At 68.0% G+C, this 19,427-nt stretch carries 18 protein-coding genes and 1 tRNA gene; 18 read left to right on the top strand and 1 reads right to left on the bottom strand.

What is annotated here, in order from left to right; translation table 11 throughout:
- The first annotated feature begins 9 nt into the window (after window positions 1–9).
- From rluB to LCHO_RS14295, 18 genes are all read left to right on the top strand, one after another.
- Complete coding sequence (rluB, locus tag LCHO_RS14380; RefSeq protein ID WP_012347892.1) at window positions 10–2,220, top strand: 23S rRNA pseudouridine(2605) synthase RluB; 2,211 nt, start codon at window positions 10–12, stop codon at window positions 2,218–2,220.
- A 118-nt stretch (window positions 2,221–2,338) separates the two neighbouring features.
- Entirely contained in the window at window positions 2,339–2,764 is a 426-nt protein-coding gene (gene ndk, locus LCHO_RS14375) for a nucleoside-diphosphate kinase (protein WP_012347891.1), read from the top strand.
- Between the two features lie 81 nt (window positions 2,765–2,845).
- A complete protein-coding gene (gene rlmN / locus LCHO_RS14370) occupies window positions 2,846–4,027 on the top strand; it encodes a dual-specificity RNA methyltransferase RlmN (RefSeq protein ID WP_012347890.1) in 1,182 nt (393 codons plus the stop codon).
- A 60-nt stretch (window positions 4,028–4,087) separates the two neighbouring features.
- Window positions 4,088–5,008 carry a type IV pilus biogenesis/stability protein PilW gene (pilW, locus tag LCHO_RS14365; RefSeq protein ID WP_012347889.1) on the top strand — a complete coding sequence of 307 codons (921 nt, stop codon included), beginning with the start codon at window positions 4,088–4,090 and terminating at the stop codon, window positions 5,006–5,008.
- Entirely contained in the window at window positions 5,001–5,900 is a 900-nt protein-coding gene (locus tag LCHO_RS14360) for a helix-turn-helix domain-containing protein (RefSeq protein WP_012347888.1), read from the top strand. Before pilW ends, LCHO_RS14360 begins: the two co-directional genes overlap by 8 nt.
- A gap of 8 nt (window positions 5,901–5,908) precedes the next feature.
- Window positions 5,909–7,201 carry a flavodoxin-dependent (E)-4-hydroxy-3-methylbut-2-enyl-diphosphate synthase gene (ispG, locus tag LCHO_RS14355; RefSeq protein ID WP_012347887.1) on the top strand — a complete coding sequence of 431 codons (1,293 nt, stop codon included), beginning with the start codon at window positions 5,909–5,911 and terminating at the stop codon, window positions 7,199–7,201.
- Window positions 7,202–7,270: 69 nt separating this feature from the next.
- Window positions 7,271–8,572, top strand: a complete 1,302-nt coding sequence (gene hisS / locus LCHO_RS14350) for a histidine--tRNA ligase (protein ID WP_012347886.1) — start codon at window positions 7,271–7,273, stop codon at window positions 8,570–8,572.
- A gap of 136 nt (window positions 8,573–8,708) precedes the next feature.
- On the top strand, window positions 8,709–9,383 hold the full coding sequence (locus LCHO_RS14345; RefSeq protein ID WP_012347885.1) for a YfgM family protein: 675 nt from the start codon (window positions 8,709–8,711) through the stop codon (window positions 9,381–9,383).
- Window positions 9,380–10,543 (top strand): outer membrane protein assembly factor BamB, encoded by a 1,164-nt coding sequence (locus LCHO_RS14340; RefSeq protein WP_012347884.1) that lies wholly within the window; start codon window positions 9,380–9,382, stop codon window positions 10,541–10,543. The genes LCHO_RS14345 and LCHO_RS14340 overlap by 4 nt, the downstream gene beginning before the upstream one ends.
- A gap of 33 nt (window positions 10,544–10,576) precedes the next feature.
- Window positions 10,577–11,923 carry a ribosome biogenesis GTPase Der gene (der, locus tag LCHO_RS14335; RefSeq protein ID WP_012347883.1) on the top strand — a complete coding sequence of 449 codons (1,347 nt, stop codon included), beginning with the start codon at window positions 10,577–10,579 and terminating at the stop codon, window positions 11,921–11,923.
- 69 nt (window positions 11,924–11,992) lie between these two features.
- Window positions 11,993–12,235, top strand: a complete 243-nt coding sequence (gene hfq / locus LCHO_RS14330; RefSeq protein WP_012347882.1) for an RNA chaperone Hfq — start codon at window positions 11,993–11,995, stop codon at window positions 12,233–12,235.
- Between the two features lie 32 nt (window positions 12,236–12,267).
- The gene (gene hflX / locus LCHO_RS14325) at window positions 12,268–13,515 is read left to right on the top strand and encodes a GTPase HflX (RefSeq protein ID WP_083772739.1); all 1,248 of its coding nucleotides are present in this window, start codon (window positions 12,268–12,270) and stop codon (window positions 13,513–13,515) included.
- 145 nt (window positions 13,516–13,660) lie between these two features.
- Window positions 13,661–14,842 carry an FtsH protease activity modulator HflK gene (gene hflK, locus LCHO_RS14320; protein ID WP_012347880.1) on the top strand — a complete coding sequence of 394 codons (1,182 nt, stop codon included), beginning with the start codon at window positions 13,661–13,663 and terminating at the stop codon, window positions 14,840–14,842.
- A 17-nt stretch (window positions 14,843–14,859) separates the two neighbouring features.
- Entirely contained in the window at window positions 14,860–15,747 is an 888-nt protein-coding gene (gene hflC, locus LCHO_RS14315) for a protease modulator HflC (RefSeq protein ID WP_012347879.1), read from the top strand.
- A gap of 10 nt (window positions 15,748–15,757) precedes the next feature.
- Entirely contained in the window at window positions 15,758–15,946 is a 189-nt protein-coding gene (locus LCHO_RS14310) for a DUF2065 domain-containing protein (protein ID WP_012347878.1), read from the top strand.
- Between the two features lie 56 nt (window positions 15,947–16,002).
- Window positions 16,003–17,166, top strand: a complete 1,164-nt coding sequence (locus LCHO_RS14305; protein WP_012347877.1) for an ATP phosphoribosyltransferase regulatory subunit — start codon at window positions 16,003–16,005, stop codon at window positions 17,164–17,166.
- Window positions 17,167–17,213: 47 nt separating this feature from the next.
- Window positions 17,214–18,551 carry an adenylosuccinate synthase gene (locus LCHO_RS14300; RefSeq protein ID WP_012347876.1) on the top strand — a complete coding sequence of 446 codons (1,338 nt, stop codon included), beginning with the start codon at window positions 17,214–17,216 and terminating at the stop codon, window positions 18,549–18,551.
- A gap of 32 nt (window positions 18,552–18,583) precedes the next feature.
- Window positions 18,584–19,105, top strand: coding sequence for a phosphoribosyltransferase (locus tag LCHO_RS14295; protein WP_012347875.1), 522 nt, complete (start codon window positions 18,584–18,586; stop codon window positions 19,103–19,105).
- A 196-nt stretch (window positions 19,106–19,301) separates the two neighbouring features.
- Here LCHO_RS14295 and LCHO_RS14290 read toward each other — a convergent pair.
- A tRNA-Leu gene (locus LCHO_RS14290) sits at window positions 19,302–19,386 on the bottom strand.
- Between the last annotated feature and the right edge of the window lie 41 nt (window positions 19,387–19,427).

The raw sequence follows: 19,427 nt of genomic DNA, 5'->3' as shown, positions 1-19,427 counted from the left end.
GCCGCACCCATGAACGACATGCCCGACACACCCGACACGACTGCGGCCACGCCCTCGTCCGACTCGACCGCTGCACCTAAGCGTCGCCGCACCCGCAAGTCTGCGGACGACACGGTCCCCGCGCTCGACAGCAGCGCTGCGCAGGCGGCTGAGCTGCCGGTCGAGACGCCGGTCGAGCAGGCGCCCGCTGCTCAGGCGCCGGCCGAGAAGAAGCGCAGGGCTGCGCGTGCGTCGGTCGAGCCTGTCGCTGCTGCGGCCGAGGCGCCTGCTGAAGGCGTTGCCGCCCCGGCCCGCAAGCCGCGTGCGCCGCGGCGGGTCGACGCACCGAGCGCCGATGCGTCGCCTGTCGAGGTGGTGGCTGCGCCTGACGCCGTCGCGCCGGCTCCCGTGGCCGAGGCGTCGGTCCAGTCGGACGAGGGCGCCGATGCGGCAGTCCGTCCGGCTCGTCGCTCGCGCGGCCGCAAGACGCAAGGCGATGCCGTCGCCGTGGCGGCTGCCGATGAGGCGTCGGCGGCTCCGTCCGGCGACGCGCCGACAGGCGACCGCGTCGAGGCCGCTGTCGAGCCGGGCGAAACGTCGCAGTCCGGTGCGGTCGTCCAGGCCCCCGAGCGCGACACGCGCCGCCGCGATCGCCGCCAGAAGCAGCGTGAAGAGCGCCCGCGCGCGGTCGAGGCCGAGGCGGCTCCGGCGATCTTCACGCTGGGCGAGATGCCCGAAGGCGAGGCCGGTGCTGCCGACGCCGCGCTTGCGCTGCCGGTCGATGCCGGGCAGTTGTTCGCTGCCGTGCTGTCGGGCGACTACGACGTCGAGGACGCCGAAGAGGAAGAGGTTTCCGCCGATCCGGGCAAGCGCGTGCTGCGTCCCGAGCCCGAGGCGCCCAAGCTGCACAAGGTGCTGGCGCAGGCGGGTGTCGGCTCGCGCCGCGACATGGAACAGCTGATCCAGGAGGGTCAGGTGTCGGTCAACGGCGAGGTGGCGCACATCGGCATGCGCATCGCCCAGGGCGACCAGATCAAGATTGCCGGCCGGCCGATCAAGGTGCGCATCGCGCCGCCGCCGGCACGTGTGCTGGCCTATCACAAGCCGGTCGGCGAGGTGGTCACGCACCACGACCCCGAAGGCCGGCCGACCGTGTTCCGCCGGCTGCCGCGCCTGCCGGTCGGCAAGTGGCTGTCGGTGGGGCGTCTGGACATCAACACCGAAGGCCTGCTGCTGTTCACCAACTCGGGCGAACTGGCCAACCAGCTGATGCACCCGCGTTTCGGCGTCGAGCGCGAGTACGCGGTGCGCGTGCTGGGTTCGCTCGACGAGGCCGCGCGTGCGCGCCTGCTCGAAGGTGTCGAGATCGAGGGCCAGCGGGCCATGTTCAAGTCGATCGATGACGGCGGCGGCGAAGGCATCAACCACTGGTATCGCGTGGTGATCACCGAAGGCCGCAACCGCGAGGTGCGCCGGCTGTTCGATGCGGTCGGCCTGACGGTCAGCCGCCTGATCCGCATCCGCTACGCCACCGTGGTGCTGCCGCGTGGCCTCAAGCGCGGCGTCTGGGTCGAACTCGACGACAACGACGTGCGCCAGATCCGCCAGATCGCCAACGGCCCGCGTGCCGAGCGTGGCGAGCGCGAAGAACGGGGCCCGCGTGCCGACCGTGCAGAGCGTGGCCCGCGTGACGGCCAGCAGCCCGGCCGCGGCGCCGGCAAGGGCAAGGGTGGCGGCCAAGGCCAGGGCCAGGGTCCGCAGATGTCCCAGGGCGGCCAGAACGCGCCGGGTGGACGTGGCAATCAGCAGCGCGGCAACAAGCCGGTGGGCAAGGGCGGGCAGGGTGGACAGGGCTTCGAGCGCCGCGGTCCGGACGGCCGGCCCGGCGCGCCGCGCAGCGGGGGCGCCGAGTGGCGCGACGAGCGCCCGGCGCGCGACGGCAACGTCAGTCGTGAGCCGCCGCGCGAGCGCGAAGACGGCGATTTCGGCGACGATCCGCTGCACATCCCGAACCCGCTCGAGCAGACCTTCGATCGCCGTTTTGCCACCGGTTCCAAGCGCATCAGCGCCGGTTTCGGCAGGCCGAGCGACGACGTGCCGGGTGGCCGCGGTGGCGACAACCGCAAGGGCGGCCCGCGCGAACCCGATCCCTTGCAGACCTCGGTCGGCTACATCGGCTCCGATGCCTATTTCAACAAGCCGGGCGGTCCGAACCGCGGCCGTGGCGGTCGCCGCCGCTGACCTGCCGGGCCTGCATGCGGCAGGGCCTGGCTGCACCGGTGGCCCCCACCGGGCACCGGGTGGCCTCGCAGGCTAAAATATCGGGCTTTGCCCCCATCCCCGAATTCAGGAGAAAAACATGGCCATCGAACGCACCCTCTCGATCATCAAGCCCGACGCCGTCGCCAAGAACGTCATCGGCCAGATCCTCGCCCGCTTTGAAGGCGCCGGCCTGAAGATCGCTGCCGCCCGCCTGGCACAGCTGTCGCGCGCCGAAGCCGAGCAGTTCTATGCCGTGCACAAGGCCCGCCCGTTCTTCAACGACCTGGTCAACTTCATGATCTCCGGCCCGGTCATGATCCAGGTGCTCGAAGGCGAAGGCGCGATCCTGAAGAACCGCGACCTGATGGGCGCCACCGATCCGAAGAAGGCCGAGAAGGGCACCATCCGCGCCGACTTCGCCGACTCGATCGACGCCAACGCCGTGCACGGCTCCGACGCGCCCGAGACCGCTGCGGTCGAGATCGCGTTCTTCTTCCCCGGCATGGCTGTCTACAGCCGCTGAGGAACCCCTGGCTGCAAGCTGCCTCGAGCCGCGATCGGTTCGAGGCGGGCCTTGCAGCCGGCTTCTACTTCCTGGCACGCCATGACCGCGGTCAACCTGCTCGATTTCGACCTCGACGCGCTGGCCGCCTACTGCGAGCAGCTGGGCGAGAAGCGTTTCCGTGCGGTCCAGCTGTTCCGCTGGATCCACCAGCGCGGCGCGGCCGATTTCGGCCAGATGAGCGATCTGGCCAAGTCGCTGCGCAGCAAGCTCGCCGACGTGGCGTGCATCGCGCCCCTGCGGGTGCTGTCCGAACACCGCTCGTCCGACGGCACGATCAAGTGGCTGTTCGACGTGGGTGACGGCAACGCCGTCGAGACCGTCTACATCCCCGAGGACGACCGCGCCACGCTGTGCATCTCGTCGCAGGCGGGCTGTGCGGTGGGCTGCCGTTTCTGCTCGACCGGACACCAGGGCTTTTCACGCAACCTGAGCACCGCCGAGATCCTGGCGCAGCTCTGGTATGCCGAGCACAGCCTGCGCCGCGAGCGCGCCGAGGGTGTTTCGGTGGGCGCGCGTGCGGCCACCGGCCCGGCCAGCGAGCGCATCATCAGCAACGTCGTGATGATGGGCATGGGCGAGCCGCTGCAGAACTACGCCGCCGTGCTGCCGGCCCTGCGCGTGATGCTCGACGACCACGGCTACGGCCTGTCGCGGCGCCGCGTGACGGTCTCGACCTCCGGCGTGGTGCCGATGATCGATCGCCTGGCCGCCGATTTGCCGGTGGCGCTGGCGGTGTCGCTGCATGCGTGCGACGACGCGCTGCGCGACGTGCTGGTGCCGCTCAACCGCAAGTACCCGCTGGCCGAACTGCTGGGCGCCTGCCAGGCGTATCTGGCTTCGGCGCCGCGCGACTTCATCACCTTCGAATACTGCATGCTCGACGGCGTCAACGACAGCGACGAGCAGGCGCGTGCGTTGCTCAAGCTGGTCGGCGACAAGGGGCCGGTCGGGCGCCTGCCGTGCAAGTTCAACCTGATCCCGTTCAACCCCTTCCCCGAGTCGGGCCTCAAGCGCTCGGGCAACGAGCGCGTGCAGGCCTTCGCCCAGGTGCTGATCGACGGTGGCCTGGTGACCACCGTGCGCAAGACCCGCGGCGACGACATCGACGCCGCCTGTGGCCAGCTCGCCGGCGAGGTGCAGGACCGCACCCGCGTCCAGGAGCGCATGACGCGCTCGCCGATCCGCGTGATCCGCTCGGCCGCCCAGCCCGACGCCGCTTGATGCGTGCTGGCGCTGTCGGTGCCCTCGGTGGCCTGCTCCTCCCATTTCCGGTGAACCCGCATGCGTGAACCTGCTTCATCCGAGCGCCGGCCCGTGACCGGCGCGCACCTGACCCGGATCGGTGTCCGGCTCGGCGCTGCGCTGCTGCTGGCGTCGACGCTGCTGGCGTGCACCACGACCACCGAGGTGGTGTCGACCACGGTGGGCGACACGCGCATCCCGGCGCCCTCCCAGCCTGTCGCGGTCAACAGCAGCAGCAATGCGGCGACGCGGCCGGATCTGGTCACGGCGTCCGATGAAACCGATGCGGCCAAGCGCTCGCGCATCCGCCTCGAGCTGGCTTCGGCCTATTTCGCCCAGGGCCAGGCCGGCACGGCGCTCGACGAAGTCAAGCGCGCCCTGGTGGCCGACCCGAACAGCGCCTCGGCCTTCAACCTGCGTGGCCTGATCTACGCCAGCATGTCCGAGAACGCGCTGGCCGAAGAGAGCTTCCGGCGCGCGCTGTCGCTCAACGGCGGCGATGCCGACGCGCTGCACAACTACGCCTGGTTCCTGTGCCGGCAGCAGCGCTACCCCGATGCGCGCCGCTATTTCGAGCAGGCACTGGCGATCCCCCAATACCGCGAACAGACCAAGAGCCTGCTGGCACAAGGCGTCTGCGAAGCCCGCGCCGGCGACCTGAACGCGGCCGAGCGCCTGCTGCTGCGCAGCTACGAGCTCGACGCAGGCAACCCGGCCACCGCCTTCAACCTGGCCGAGGTGCTGCTGCGCAAGGGCGACCTCGATCGGGCGCGCTTCTACATCCAGCGTGTCAACCAGGCCAACGAACTGGCCACCGCCGAGACGCTGTGGCTGGCCGCACGCATCGAACACAAGCGCAAGAATCCGACGGCGGTCGACGAGTTCGGCAGCCAGTTGCGCACCCGCTTCCCCGGTTCACGGGAAAGTGCGGCTTTTGAACGAGGACAACTCGATGAGTGAACCGAAGTCGCCGGCCTCGGCAACGCCATCCGCCGAAGGCGCCCGGACCAGCGCCGGAGCCTTGCTGCGCGCCGCCCGCGAGGCCCGTGGCCTGGAGCTCGACCAGTTCGCGCTGCTGCTGAAGGTGCCGGTGCCCAAGCTCCAGGCGCTCGAGGCCGATCGCCTCGACCAGCTGCCCGGCCTGGCCTTCGTGCGTGGCCTGGCGACGGCGATCGCCCGCCAGCTCGAGATCGATCCGCAGCCGATCCTGGCCGCGCTGCCGGCCGCGGCGCAGGCACCGCAGGCGCTCGAGAACGTCACCCGCGGGCTGGCGACGCCCTATCGCGAACCGGGCTCGCGCATGCTGCCGGGCAGCTGGCCCGAGTGGCTGCGCCCGGGCGTGATCGTGCCGGCCCTGCTGCTGCTGCTGGCGCTGCTGTTCTGGCTGGCGCCGCCGATGCGCGCCTTGATGCGCGAGCCGGTGGCCGCCGCGGCCAGCGCCGTGCAGGCCACCGTGGCGGCCAGCCAGGCGGTCACCAACGAGGTGCGCTCGGCCGACGGCGCCGACAACGGTGGCGCGGTCAGCACCACCCTCGAGTCGAGCGCCAGCGCCGTGGTCGAGACGGTGCATTCGGCGCCGCCCGAGGAGCCGGCGTCGTCGCAGAATGCGGCCGCCGCGGGCTCGGTGGTGCTGCGCACCAGCGCCGATTCGTGGATCGAGGCGCGTGACGGCGCCGGTGCCTTGCTGATGTCGCGCATGCTGCCGGCCGGCGAGGTGGTCGGGCTCGACGGCAGCCTGCCGATCCGGCTCAAGATCGGCAACGCCGACGGCACCCGGCTGCACTTTCGAGGCCAGCCGATCGACCTGAACCCCCACACGCGCGACAACGTGGCGCGTCTCGAACTGAAGTGAGTCCGGCCATGGCCATCGAGTCCGATTCGTCCGAACTGCAACCGATCGCGCTGGGCGAGCCCCGGCAGCAGCGCAGCCTGCAGGCGCGCGTGACCTGGGGCGAGCGCGTGGTCACGATCGGCGGCGGCGCCCCGGTGCGCGTGCAGTCGATGACCAACACCGACACGGTCGACGTCATCGGCACGGCGATCCAGGTCAAGGAACTGGCGATCGCCGGCTCCGAGCTGGTGCGCATCACGGTCAACACGCCCGAGGCGGCGATGGCCGTGCCGCACATTCGCGAGCAGCTCGACCGCATGGGCATCGACGTGCCGCTGATCGGCGACTTCCACTACAACGGCCACACGCTGCTGAGCCAGTATCCCGATTGCGCTGCGGCGCTGTCGAAGTACCGCATCAACCCCGGCAACGTCGGCAAGGGCGACAAGCGCGATCGCCAGTTCGGCATGATGATCGAGGCCGCCCTGAAGCACGACAAGGCGGTGCGCATCGGCGTCAACTGGGGCAGCCTCGATCAGGAGCTGCTCGCCCGCCTGATGGATCAGAATCACGCTCGCGCCCAGCCCTGGGAGGCGCGCCAGGTGATGTACGAGGCGCTGATCCAGTCGGCGCTCGATTCGGCCGCCTATGCGGTCGAGCTGGGCATGAAGCCGTCGCAGATCATCCCGAGCTGCAAGGTCAGCGGCGTGCAGGACCTGATCGCCGTCTACCAGGCGCTGCGCCAGCGCTGCGACTACCCGCTGCACCTGGGCCTGACCGAAGCCGGCATGGGCACCAAGGGCACGGTGGCGTCGGCGGCGGCGCTGGCGGTGCTGCTGCAGCAGGGCATCGGCGACACCATCCGCGTGAGCCTCACGCCGCAGCCGGGCGAATCGCGCACGCAGGAGGTGCTGATCGCCAACGAGATCCTGCAGGCGCTCGGCCTGCGCACCTTCGTGCCCAGCGTGACGGCCTGTCCGGGTTGCGGGCGCACCACCAGCACCACCTTCCAGGAACTGGCCAAGCAGATCGACGACTTCCTGCGCGCGCAGATGCCGGTCTGGCGCGCCCGCTATCCGGGCGTCGAGGCCATGAAGGTGGCCGTGATGGGCTGCATCGTCAACGGCCCGGGCGAGAGCAAGCACGCCGACATCGGCATCAGCCTGCCCGGCACCGGCGAGGCGCCGGCCGCGCCGGTGTTCATCGACGGCGAGAAGGCGCTGACGCTGCGCGGCGAGGGCATCGCCGGCGAGTTCCAGGCGCTGGTCGAGCAGTACATCGAGCGGCGTTTCGGCGCTGCCGCCACCGCGCCGCAGGCCTGAACGGCACGTCAGATCCGGTCCGGCCCGCGGTGCGTGGCCGGCCTTGTTTTTTCAGAAGACACATTTCCCATGGCCGAAGCCCTCAAAGCCGTCAAAGGCATGAACGACCTCCTGCCGCCCGAGTCGGCGCGCTGGGAGTGGTTCGAACACACCGTGCGCGCGCTGATGCGCCGCTACGGCTACGCCAACATCCGCACGCCGATCGTCGAACCCACGCCGCTGTTCGTGCGCGGCCTGGGCGAGGTGACCGACATCGTCGAGAAGGAGATGTATTCCTTCGAGGACAAGATGAACGGCGACGCCCTCACGCTGCGCCCCGAGGGCACCGCCGGCGTGGTGCGCGCGGTGGTCGAGCATTCGATGCTCTACGAGGGCGGCAAGCGGCTGTTTTACATCGGCCCGATGTTCCGCCACGAGCGGCCGCAGCGCGGGCGCTACCGGCAGTTCCACCAGGTGGGCGTCGAGGCGCTGGGGTTTGCCGGGCCGGACGTCGACGCCGAGGTGATCCTGATGGCGCGCAGCCTGTGGCGCGATCTGGGCCTGACCGACGTGCGCCTGGAGCTCAACAGCCTGGGCCAGGCCGATGAGCGCCGCGCGCACCGTGCCGCGCTGATCGCCTATTTCGAGCAGCACCTCGACGAGCTGGATGCCGAGGCGCAGCGCCGCCTGCACAGCAACCCGCTGCGCATCCTCGACACCAAGAATCCGGCGATGCAGGCGATCGTCGAGGCCGCGCCGCAGCTGATGGATTTTCTCGGCGAGGCTTCGCTCAAGCACCTCGATGCGGTCAAGGCGCAGCTCGATGCGGTCGGCCAGCCCTACCGCATCAACCCGCGGCTGGTGCGTGGCATGGACTACTACAACCTGACGGTGTTCGAGTGGGTCACCGACCGCCTCGGCGCGCAGGGCACGATCTGCGGCGGCGGGCGTTATGACGGCCTGATCGAGCAGATCGGCGGCAAGCCGGCGCCGGCCGTGGGCTGGGGTCTGGGCATCGAGCGGGTGATCGAGTTGCTGAAGGAAAGCGGCGTGACCGCGCCCGCCACCTCGCCCGACGCCTACGCCGTGGTGCCCGATGCGGCGGCACTGCCGATCGCCACCGCCTGCGCCGAGGCGCTGCGCGCGGCCGGCATCGCCGTCGTCATGCATGCCGCCGGCAAGGACGGCCCGGGCAGCATGAAGTCGCAGTTCAAGAAGGCCGACGCGAGCGGCGCCACGTTCGCACTGGTGTTCGGCGCCGACGAGCTGGCGCAGGGCATGGTGGCGGTCAAGCCGCTGCGTGCCGGTGGCGGCGCGCAGGTCTTGCGCCCGATCGCCGACGTGGCGCTCTGGGCTGCCGGCCTGCAGGGCGAAGCCGCGCTGCCCGCATAATCGCGAACCTGTCCGCCGTGGCCGCGCAGCCTGCCTGCGCCGCCCGCGGATCATCGGTCGCCGTCTCCCGGCGGCCCACACAACAGGCCGGACGCAGCCCAGCTCGCCCGGCACGCTCTCTCCCATCAGGCACAGCATGGCCACGCATCTCGACCTCGAAGAACAGGAACAGCTCGACCAGCTGAAGCATTTCTGGCGCGCCTACGGCAACCTCATCACCTGGACGCTGGTGCTGGTGTTCGGTGCCTACGCCGCCTGGAACGGCTGGAACTACTGGCAGCGTGACCAGGCCTCCAAGGCTGGCGGCATGTACGACGAGGTCGAGCGCGCCGTGCTGGCCGGCGAGGCCGACCGCGCCGCCAAGGTCTTTGCCGACCTGAAGGACCGTTATCCGGGCACCACGTTCGCCGAGCAGGCCGCCTTGCTGACCGCGCAGGTGCAGTTCGACAAGGGCCAGATCGATGCCGCGCAGGCCACGCTGGCCTGGGTGGCCGACAAGGCCCGCGAACCCGAATACAGCGCGGGCGCACGGCTGCGTCTGGCCGGCCTGCTGCTGGACGCCAAGCAATACGACGAGGCGCTGGCCCGCTTGGCCGGTGACGTGCCGCCGAGCTACGAGGCCCTGGTGGCCGACCGCCGCGGCGACATCCTGCTCGCACAAGGCAAGAACGCCGAGGCCGTGGCGGCCTATCAGGTGGCGTTCAAGGGCATGGACCGCACGCTCGATTACCGCCGCCTGATCGAGGCCAAGCTGACCGCGCTGGGCGCTGCGCCGGTCGATGAAGCCGCATCGGCGGCTGCCAAGCCATGAGCGCACACGCCACGGCACGACCGCAGGTCGGGCGCAGCGCGCCGGCGCGTCGCTGGGTGCTGGCGTGGGCCGGGCTGGGCCTCGCCGCGCTGGCGGCGTGTTCGTCACCGAGCAAGCCGACGCCGGCCCCGCTCGAGGCCGTGACGGCCAAGATCGCCGGCAAGCAGATCTGGCGCCAGAGCCTGGGTGAGCCGGTGGCGGCGCTGTCGGTGGCCGTGGTCGGCGACCGGTTCGTGCTCGCCAGCCGCGACGGCGTGGTGCTCAGCTACGACGTCGCGACCGGTGCCGAACGCAGCCGCGTCGCGCTGGGCGTCAAGCTGTCGGCGGGGGTCGGCAGCGATGGCCGCTACAGCGCGGTCGTCAGCGACAACAACGACCTGGTGCTGATCGACGGCGCCAAGGAGCGCTGGCGCATCCGCCTGTCGTCGCGGGTCGTCACGGCGCCGCTGGTGGCGGGCGAGCGGGTCTTCATCCAGATGGTCGATCGCACCATCCAGGCCTACGACGTGCTCGATGCCCGCCGGCTCTGGAGCCTGGCGCGCAGCGGCGAGCCGCTGGCGCTGGCGCAGGCCGGCCTGCTGCTGCCCTACAAGGACACGCTGCTGGCGGGCCAGGGGTCGCGGCTGGTGGCGATCGACCCGCTGACGGGCTCGGTGCGCAACGAGGTCGGCCTGCCGGCGCAGCGCGGCACCAACGAGGTCGAACGCCTGGCCGACCTGGTCGGGCCGGCGGCGCGGGTGGGCGACGTGGTCTGCGCGCGCGCTTTCCAGTCGTCGGTCGGCTGCATCCAGGTCGAGCGTGCCGTGTCGGTCTGGACCCGCACCTTCGGCGGTTACCAGGGCCTGGCGGCCGATGCCGACTTCGTCTTTGCCGCCGATGGCAGCGACCGCATCAGCGCCTGGAAACGCGCCAGCGGCGACATCGCCTGGACCAGCGAGCGGCTGCGCAACCGCGGCCTGAGCGCGCCGCTGGTGAGCGGCAGCACCGTGGTCTTCGGCGATTTCGAAGGCTGGCTGCACTTCCTCAGCCGCGATCGCGGCGAAACCCTTTTACGCCTGCCCACCGACAGCAGCGGCATCGCCGCGCCGCTGGTGCGCTCGGGCCAGACCCTGCTGGCGGTGTCGCGGTCGGGGGGCGTCTACGCCTTCCGCCCGCAATGAACGCCAGCGCACCGCATTGAACGGAATCCCTTGATGAAACCCGTGATTGCCATCGTCGGACGACCCAACGTCGGCAAGTCCACACTCTTCAACCGCCTGACCGGCCGGCGCGACGCCATCGTCGCCGACTTCGCCGGCCTCACGCGTGACCGCCACTACGGCGACGGCAAGCTCGACAACCACGAGTTCATCGTCATCGACACCGGCGGCTTCGAGCCCGATTCGACCTCGGGCATCTACAAGGAGATGGCCAAGCAGACGCGCCAGGCGGTGGCCGAGGCCGACGCGGTGGTGTTCGTGGTCGACGTGCGCGCCGGCCTGTCGGCGCAGGACCACGACATCGCCCGCTATCTGCGCGCCACCGGCAAGCGCGTGCTGCTGGCGGCCAACAAGGCCGAGGGCATGAAGGACGGCCCGCAGCTGGCCGAGTTCTACGAGCTCGGCATGGGCGAGCCGCTGGCGGTGTCGTCGGCGCATGGCCAGGGCGTGCGCAGCCTGATCGAGATGGCGCTCGAAGGCATCGAGCCGCCCGAGCCCGAAGAAGGCTACTCGGAAGAAGAACTGCGCAACCGGCCGACCCGGCTGGCGGTGGCCGGCCGTCCCAACGTCGGCAAGTCGACGCTGATCAACACCTGGCTGGGCGAGGAGCGGCTGGTCGCCTTCGACCTGCCGGGCACCACGCGCGACGCCATCCACGTGCCGTTCGAGCGTGGCGACAAGAAGTACGAGCTGATCGACACCGCCGGCCTGCGCCGCAAGGGCAAGGTGTTCGAGTCGATCGAGAAGTTCTCGGTCGTCAAGACGCTGCAGGCGATCTCGGATGCCAACGTCGTGCTGCTGCTGATCGACGCCACCGAAGGCGTGTCCGACCAGGACGCGCACATCGCCGGCTACGTGCTCGATGCCGGCCGGGCGGTGGTGATCGCGATCAACAAGTGGGACGCGATCGACAGCTACCAGCGCGAGACGCTGCAGCGTTCGATCGAGCAGCGGCTGGCATTCCTGAAGTTCGCGCCGGTGCTGATGATCTCGGCCAAGAAGCGCCAGGGCCTGGGGCCGCTGTGGAAGGCGATCGACGATGCCTGGGCCTCGGCGACGCGCAAGCTGCCGACGCCGCAGCTCACGCGCCTGTTGCTGGAGGCGGTGGAGTACCAGCAGCCCAAGCGCGCCGGCGCCGTGCGTCCGAAGCTGCGTTATGCCCACCAGGGCGGCCAGAACCCGCCGATCATCGTCATCCACGGCAATGCGGTCGAGCACGTCACCGAGGTCTACAAACGCTATCTGGAAGCGCGCTTCCGCGAGCACTTCAAGCTCGTGGGCACGCCGATGCGAATCGAGTTGCGCGCCTCGCACAATCCCTTCGTCTCGAAGGATTCCTGAGCCCTCCCGGCCGGCCCGTACACGTGTGATAACGTGAGGGCTTCCGAACTTTCCAACACGGAGCATATCGTGAGCAACAAAGGGCAATTGCTACAAGACCCGTTTCTGAACCTGCTGCGCAAAGAGCATGTGCCGGTCTCGATCTATCTGGTCAACGGCATCAAGCTGCAAGGCCACATCGAGTCGTTCGACCAGTACGTCGTCCTGCTGCGCAACACGGTCACGCAAATGGTCTACAAGCATGCAATTTCCACTGTGGTCCCGGGTCGCCCCGTGAATTTCCACGCCACCGAAGCCCAGGACTCCAACTGAGCTTCCCTACCGGCACCCAGAGCGCACCCGCCATCAGCACCTTGACTGCATCGGATGTCACCCCCCGCCCACGTGCCTTGCTCGTGGGCGTGGATCTGGGGGTCGGTTCTTCATTTGATCCCACGCTGGATGAGCTGGCGTTGCTGGCCGAGTCGGCTGGCGACGAAGCCGTCGCGCGCCTGATCGCCCGCCGCAAGGCGCCCGATCCGGCCTTGTTCGTCGGCTCGGGCAAGGCCGACGAGATCAAGGAGCTGATCGCGCTCCATCAGGCCGATTGCGTCATCTTCGACCAGGCGATCGGCCCGGCCCAGCAGCGCAATCTCGAGCGCCATCTCGGTGTCGAGGTGCTCGATCGCACCGGCCTGATCCTCGAGATCTTTGCCGCCCGCGCGCGCAGCCACGAGGGCAAGCTGCAGGTCGAGCTGGCCCGGCTGCAATACCTTTCGACACGGCTCGTCCGCCGCTGGTCGCACCTGGAGCGCCAGCGCGGTGGTGTCGGCCTGCGCGGTGGCCCGGGTGAAACCCAGATCGAACTCGATCGCCGCATGATCGACGTGCGCATCAAGTCGGTCAAGGAACGCCTCGAGAAGGTCAAGCGCCAGCGCGGCACGCAACGCAAGTCGCGCGAGCGGCATGGCACGTTCCGGGTCTCGCTGGTCGGCTACACCAATGCGGGCAAGAGCACGCTGTTCAATGTGCTGGTGAAGGCGCAGGCCTACGCGGCCGATCAGCTCTTCGCCACGCTCGACACCACCACGCGGCAGATGTACCTCGAAGATGCCAGGCGCAGCGTGTCGCTATCCGACACGGTGGGGTTCATTCGCGATCTGCCGCACAGCCTCGTGGAGGCTTTTCAGGCCACGCTGCAGGAGTCTGCCGACTCCGACCTGCTGCTGCACGTGGTCGATGCGGCCAGTCCGACCTGGCTTGAACAGCTGCATGAAGTGCAGCGCGTTCTGCGCGAGATCGGTGCCGAGTCGGTGCCGCAGTTCCTGGTCTTCAACAAGATCGATCTTCTCGAGGATGACGCGCTCCCGCGTGTGATGTGCGATCAGTACGAGATCGAGCCGGGACGGGTCGTGTCCCGATTCTTCATCAGCGCAGCGGCCAACGAAGGCCTGGGCGCATTGCGCCGCGCGATCGCCCAGGCTTCTCTCGACGCCGACGCCCGTCGCGGCCAGCCTCTGGCCGATGTCCGTTTTGATCCCGTGCCCCCTGATGCGGAACCTATGGCGCCAGAGGCATCCAATGATGTCCCGGCGCACCCGCACGAGGCTTGAGCCGTTGCCGTTAGCATTGACTCTCATGACTTCCATTCGTTACTTTCCCAGTCTTCCAGTGCGCCTGAGAGCCACCATCGGATCAGGCTTGACCTCGATTTCAGCTGCCGTGCGTCGCCTCGTTTCGCCTGCAGGCGCCTCGGGCATGGCCAGCAATGGCCGCAACGATGGGCCGCCCGATCTCGACGAGTTGTGGCGTGATTTCAACCAGAAGCTCGGCGGCCTGTTTGGCGGTCGCAACGGTGGTCCGCGTGGCGGCCGTGGCAATCCGGGTGGCTCAGGAAGTGAGCCGCCGGATGCCCGCGTGATGGGCATCGGTGGTGGGCTGATCGCCGGCGTCGTCGCGTTGCTGTGGTTCGGCAGCGGCTTCTTCATCGTCCAGGAAGGCCAGCAAGCCGTGGTGCTGACCTTCGGCAAGTTCACGCGCACGGTCGATGCCGGCATCCAGTTCCGCTGGCCTTATCCGTTCCAGTCGCACGACACCGTGTCGGTGACGCAGACCCGCTCGACCGAGGTGGGGCGCAGCAATGTCGTGCAGGCCACCGGCTTGCGTGATTCGTCGATGCTCACGCAGGACGAGAACATCGTCGACATCCGGTTCACGGTGCAATGGCGCCTGAAGGATGCCAAGGACTTCCTGTTCGAGAATCGCAATGTCGACGAGGCCGTCCTGCAGGCGGCCGAATCGGCGGTACGCGAGATCGTCGGGCGCAGCAACATGGATTCGGTGCTCTACGAGCAGCGTGACGCGATCGCGGTCGATCTGGTCAAGTCGATCCAGACCCAGCTCGATCGCCTGAAGGCGGGCATCCTGGTCGTCAATGTCAACGTTCAGAGCGTTCAGGCGCCCGAGCAGGTACAGGCCGCGTTCGATGACGCCTTCAAGGCCGGTGCCGATCGCGAGCGCCTGAAGAACGAAGGCCAGGCCTATGCCAACGACATCCTGCCCAAGGCGCAGGGTGCTGCGGCGCGGCTGTCCGAAGAGGCGCAGGGTTATCGCGCGCGCGTGATCGCCCAGGCCGAAGGTGACGCCGAACGTTTCCGCTCCGTGCTGACCGAGTACCAGAAGGCGCCGGCCGTGACGCGGGACCGCCTCTACATCGACACCATGGCGCAGGTCTATTCGAACGTCAGCAAGGTGATGGTCGATTCACGCAATGGCAGCAATCTGCTTTATCTGCCGCTGGACAAGCTGATCCAGCAGGCCGCGTCCGGTCCGGCACCCGCGGCCGGGCCCGTGATTCCCTCGCCTGAATCCATGCAGGGTGCGGTCACGGATGTGCGTTCGCGCGATGGCCAGCGCAGCCGCGACCGTGACGGTCGTTGAGTCGGAGATACCAAGAAATGAACCGTCTGGGACTGATTGTCGTCGGCATCCTGCTGGTGCTGATGACCGCGATGTCGACCCTCTTCGTGGTCGACCAACGTAACTTTGCCGTTGTCTATTCACTCGGTGAGATCAAGGAAGTGATCACCGAGCCGGGCCTGAAGTTCAAGCTGCCGCCGCCGCTGCAGAACGTGATCTTTCTCGATCGCCGCACCCAGTCGCTCGACAGCCCGGAAACGCGCCCCATCTTCACGGCGGAAAAGCAGAGCCTGGTGATCGACTGGCTGGTCAAGTGGCGCGTGGTCGATGCCCGCCAGTTCATCCGCAACACCGGCACCGATCTTCGCAATGCCGAAGCCCGCTTGTCGCCGATCGTGCAGGCGGCGATGAACGAGGAAGTCACCAAGCGCAGCGTGCGTGCGATGTTGTCGGGTGAGCGCGATCGTGTCATGCAGGGCGTGCTTGCCCGCCTGGGTGACGACGCCAAGAACTTCGGCATCGAGGTGGTGGATGTGCGGATCAAGCGTGTCGACTTCGCTTCGTCGGTGACCGAGTCGGTCTATCGCCGCATGGAGTCCGAACGCAAGCGTGTGGCCAACGAGTTGCGGTCGGAAGGGTCGGCCGAAGGCGAGAAGATCCGCGCCGATGCCGATCGCCAGCGCGAAATCGTGCTTGCCGAAGCCTATCGTGATGCGCAGAAGATCAAGGGCGAGGGCGATGCGAAGGCATCGGCGCTGTATGCCGAGTCATTCGGCCGCGATCCGCAGTTCGCGCAGTTCTATCGCAGCCTCGAGGCCTATCGGGCGAGCTTTCGCAGCAAGAGCGACGTGATCGTGGTCGATCCGAGCAGCGATTTCTTCCGGGCCATGCGTGGCGGCGCTGCCGCGCCTGCGCCACGCAAGTAAGTCGACCAGGATGGGCGACATCCTGTTGGCGGCACTGGCCTTGATGCTGGTGTTCGAAGGCCTGATGCCGTTCATGAATCCGACCCGATGGCGCCAGGTGTTCGAGCAGGTGCTGCGCCTGAGTGACGGGCAGATCCGTTTCATCGGACTCAGCAGCATCCTGGTCGGGCTGTTGCTCCTGGTGTTCGTGGCGGGTTGAGTCGAAGCACGACGCCCGGCCCGTTAGAATCCACCGTTTCGATTTCACGGATTTCCATGTCATCAGCTTGGCTTTTGCCCGAGCACATAGCCGATGTGCTGCCGCACGAAGCGCGCCGCATCGAAGAGTTGCGGCGCATCATGCTCGACGCTGCGCGCACCTGTGGCTACGAGTTGGTCATGCCGCCGCTGCTCGAATACATCGAATCCCTGCTCTCCGGCACCGGGCACGAGCTGGATCTGAAGACCTTCAAGCTGGTGGATCAGCTCAGCGGCCGCACGCTCGGTGTGCGTGCCGACACGACGCCGCAAGTTGCGCGCATCGACGCGCACCTGCTCAACCGTGCCGGCCTGACGCGGCTGTGCTACTGCGGCCCGGTGCTGCACACGCGGCCGGCCGGATTGCATGGCAGCCGCGAACCGCTGCAGTTCGGGGCCGAGACCTACGGTCACGCCGGGCTCGAAGCCGATCTCGAGGTGCTCGAGCTGGCGATCGACTGCCTGAGCCTGGCGGGTATCCAGGGTCTGGTGCTGGATCTTTCGGATGCGCGCCTGCTGCGCGGCGTGCTCGGATCGGCAGCCATTTCGGCATCGGTCCTCGAAGCGGTGCAATCGGCGTTGGCCGCCAAGGATCGGGCCGAGCTCGAGGCCATCGGGGCCGAGTTGCCACCTGCCGTGCGTGACGGCCTGCTCGCTCTGGTCGACCTGTATGGTGACAGCGGTGTTCTCGATCTGGCGCGGCAACGGCTTCCGGCCGTGCCGATGATCGAGGCCGCGCTCGCCGACCTGGCCTGGCTGGCCCGGCACATCGGTGCGGTCCATCCGGCTGTCACGGTCGGCTTCGATCTGGGCGACATGTCGGGGCATGCCTATTACAGCGGTGCCCGGTTTGCGATCTACGGCCGGGGCGGCATCGATGCCCTGGCACGTGGTGGCCGTTACGACGATGTCGGTGCCGTCTTCGGTCGCAAGCGGCCTGCTGCGGGCTTCAGTCTCGACCTGAAGACCGTGGTGGGCCTGGTCGGTTTCGATGGCCGTCGTTCGGCGATCCGTGCACCCTGGAGCGAAGACCCGGGCCTGCGCGCCGAGGTCCGACGCCTGCGCGGCGAAGGCCACGCCGTGGTCTGCGCGCTGCCGGGCCACGAGCATGAGGCGGATGAATTTGATTGCGACCGCGAGTTGGTCGCCGAGCATGGCCAGTGGCAGGTGCGGTTGCGCTGAACGCGCGCCGTTGTTGCTGGATCTTTCCTTTCGATCGGATGTTTGAGATGGATACACGCAGTGCTGCGTCGGGCCGGAATGTGGTCGTGGTCGGCACCCAATGGGGTGACGAGGGCAAAGGCAAGGTAGTCGACTGGCTGACCGACCATGCTGCAGCCGTGGTGCGCTTCCAGGGCGGCCACAACGCGGGTCACACGCTGGTGATCAATGGCAAGAAGACTGCGCTGCAGCTGATCCCCTCGGGCATCATGCGGGCCGGCGTGAACTGCTACATCGGCAACGGCGTGGTGGTCGACCCGACCCACCTGCTGCTCGAGATCGAGCGCCTGGAGGCGGCTGGTCTGGAGGTGCGTTCGCGCCTCTACATCAGCGAGTCCTGCCCCCTGATCCTGCCGTTCCACGTCGAGGTCGACCGTGCGCGCGAGGCGATGCGCGAGTCCAGCGGCATCGGCAAGATCGGCACCACCGGCAAGGGCATCGGGCCCGCCTACGAGGACAAGGTGGCTCGTCGCGCGCTGCGTGCCCAGGATCTCAAGCATCCCGAGCGTTTCGCCGCCAAGCTGACGGAACTGCTGGCCCTGCACAACTTCGTGCTGGAGGGATACCTCCATGGCCAGCCGCTCGAGTTCCAGCCGATCTTCGATCACGCCATGAAGGTGGCCGAGCAGATCAAGCCGATGCTGGCCGACGTGGGCGTGCGCATCCATGCGGTCAATGTGCAGGGCGGCAGTGTCCTGTTCGAAGGCGCGCAGGGCACGCTGCTCGACATCGATCACGGCACCTACCCGTATGTCACGTCGAGCAATTGCGTGGCCGGCAATGCGGCGGCGGGCTCCGGCGTCGGGCCTGACAAGCTGCATTACATCCTGGGCATCACGAAGGCCTACACCACCCGCGTCGGCAGTGGCCCGTTCCCGACCGAGCTGCCGATGGACGAGCCCGGCACGGTGGGCCATCACCTGTCGACCGTCGGCCAGGAGCGTGGCACGGTCACCGGCCGTGCCCGCCGTTGCGGTTGGCTCGATGCGGCTGCACTCAAGCGCTCGATCCTGATCAACGGCATCTCGGGGCTGTGCCTGACCAAGCTGGATGTGCTCGATGGTCTCGCCGAGATCAAGATGTGCATCGGCTACGACCTGGGTGACACGAAGGTCGACATCCTGCCGCTCGACGCCGACGACATCATTGCCTGCCAGCCGATCTACGAAACGTTCCCGGGCTGGACCGAGACAACTTTCGGCGTGACGAACTGGGACGACCTGCCGCTCAATGCGCGTCGTTACCTGGAGCGTGTGCAGGCGTTCATCGGCGCGCCCATCGACATGGTGTCGACCGGTCCGGATCGCGACCACACCATCTTGCTGCGGCATCCGTACAAGGTTTGACCGTTGAAGATCGTGCCCAAGAGGAGCCCCCTATGCTGACCGATGACGGAAAACATCTCTATGTTTCCTGGGACGAGTACCACCTGCTGATCGAGCGCCTGGCCATCAAGGTTCACAACTCGGGCTGGGCCTTCGATCAGATCATCTGCCTGGCGCGTGGTGGCATGCGCCCGGGTGACGTGTTGTCGCGCGTGTTCGACAAGCCCCTGGCGATCATGTCGACCAGTTCCTATCGCGCCGAGGCCGGCACGATCCAGGGTCGACTCGATCTGGCCAAGTACATCACCATGCCCAAGGGCGAGTTGGCCGGGCGGGTGCTGCTCGTCGACGACCTGGCCGATTCCGGTGTGACGTTGCGGGCCGTCGTCGATCGGCTGCGCGGCATGCCTGCGATCAGCGATCTGCGCTCGGCCGTGCTGTGGGTCAAGGGCGTGTCGACCTACACGCCGGACTATTTTGTCGAGATGCTTCCGACCAGCCCCTGGATCCACCAGCCGTTCGAGGAGTACGACGATCTTCGTCCGGATGGCTTGGCGAAGAAGCTGTCGGTTTGACGGACGATGATGAGGCGTGAAGACGCCGTCGTCAGAAGGCGGGCCGTCTGTGGCCCGCTTTTTTATTGGGTCGTCGATCGGATCGACGACGTTCAGCTCACACGATCATCGATACAACCGGGTGTGTGGCTCTGTGCGGCACATTTCTCGCCGCCACAAACAATAATGGCCAGCATGTGCTGGCCATTATTGAGTTTGGTGCCCAGGAGAGGACTCGAACCTCCACGGAGTTACCCGCTAGTACCTGAAACTAGTGCGTCTACCAATTCCGCCACCTGGGCTTTCAGGATTTTCTTCCGGTTGATTGCTGAACTGCTGTAAT

It is taken from the genome of Leptothrix cholodnii SP-6 (assembly GCF_000019785.1).
Classification (GTDB): Bacteria; Pseudomonadota; Gammaproteobacteria; order Burkholderiales; family Burkholderiaceae_C; genus Sphaerotilus; species Sphaerotilus cholodnii.
Note: the sequence above shows the minus strand (reverse complement) of the source record. Positions and strands in the feature narration are given on the sequence as shown.

What these genes read in the sequence shown, in the direction of transcription:
- rluB (WP_012347892.1), top strand. Translation starts at nt 10, where the DNA reads ATGAACGACATGCCCGACACACCCGACACGACTGCGGCCACGCCCTCG.
- ndk (WP_012347891.1), top strand. Translation starts at nt 2,339, where the DNA reads ATGGCCATCGAACGCACCCTCTCGATCATCAAGCCCGACGCCGTCGCC.
- rlmN (WP_012347890.1), top strand. Translation starts at nt 2,846, where the DNA reads ATGACCGCGGTCAACCTGCTCGATTTCGACCTCGACGCGCTGGCCGCC.
- pilW (WP_012347889.1), top strand. Translation starts at nt 4,088, where the DNA reads ATGCGTGAACCTGCTTCATCCGAGCGCCGGCCCGTGACCGGCGCGCAC.
- LCHO_RS14360 (WP_012347888.1), top strand. Translation starts at nt 5,001, where the DNA reads ATGAGTGAACCGAAGTCGCCGGCCTCGGCAACGCCATCCGCCGAAGGC.
- ispG (WP_012347887.1), top strand. Translation starts at nt 5,909, where the DNA reads ATGGCCATCGAGTCCGATTCGTCCGAACTGCAACCGATCGCGCTGGGC.
- hisS (WP_012347886.1), top strand. Translation starts at nt 7,271, where the DNA reads ATGGCCGAAGCCCTCAAAGCCGTCAAAGGCATGAACGACCTCCTGCCG.
- LCHO_RS14345 (WP_012347885.1), top strand. Translation starts at nt 8,709, where the DNA reads ATGGCCACGCATCTCGACCTCGAAGAACAGGAACAGCTCGACCAGCTG.
- LCHO_RS14340 (WP_012347884.1), top strand. Translation starts at nt 9,380, where the DNA reads ATGAGCGCACACGCCACGGCACGACCGCAGGTCGGGCGCAGCGCGCCG.
- der (WP_012347883.1), top strand. Translation starts at nt 10,577, where the DNA reads ATGAAACCCGTGATTGCCATCGTCGGACGACCCAACGTCGGCAAGTCC.
- hflK (WP_012347880.1), top strand. Translation starts at nt 13,661, where the DNA reads ATGGCCAGCAATGGCCGCAACGATGGGCCGCCCGATCTCGACGAGTTG.
- hflC (WP_012347879.1), top strand. Translation starts at nt 14,860, where the DNA reads ATGAACCGTCTGGGACTGATTGTCGTCGGCATCCTGCTGGTGCTGATG.
- LCHO_RS14310 (WP_012347878.1), top strand. Translation starts at nt 15,758, where the DNA reads ATGGGCGACATCCTGTTGGCGGCACTGGCCTTGATGCTGGTGTTCGAA.
- LCHO_RS14305 (WP_012347877.1), top strand. Translation starts at nt 16,003, where the DNA reads ATGTCATCAGCTTGGCTTTTGCCCGAGCACATAGCCGATGTGCTGCCG.
- LCHO_RS14300 (WP_012347876.1), top strand. Translation starts at nt 17,214, where the DNA reads ATGGATACACGCAGTGCTGCGTCGGGCCGGAATGTGGTCGTGGTCGGC.
- LCHO_RS14295 (WP_012347875.1), top strand. Translation starts at nt 18,584, where the DNA reads ATGCTGACCGATGACGGAAAACATCTCTATGTTTCCTGGGACGAGTAC.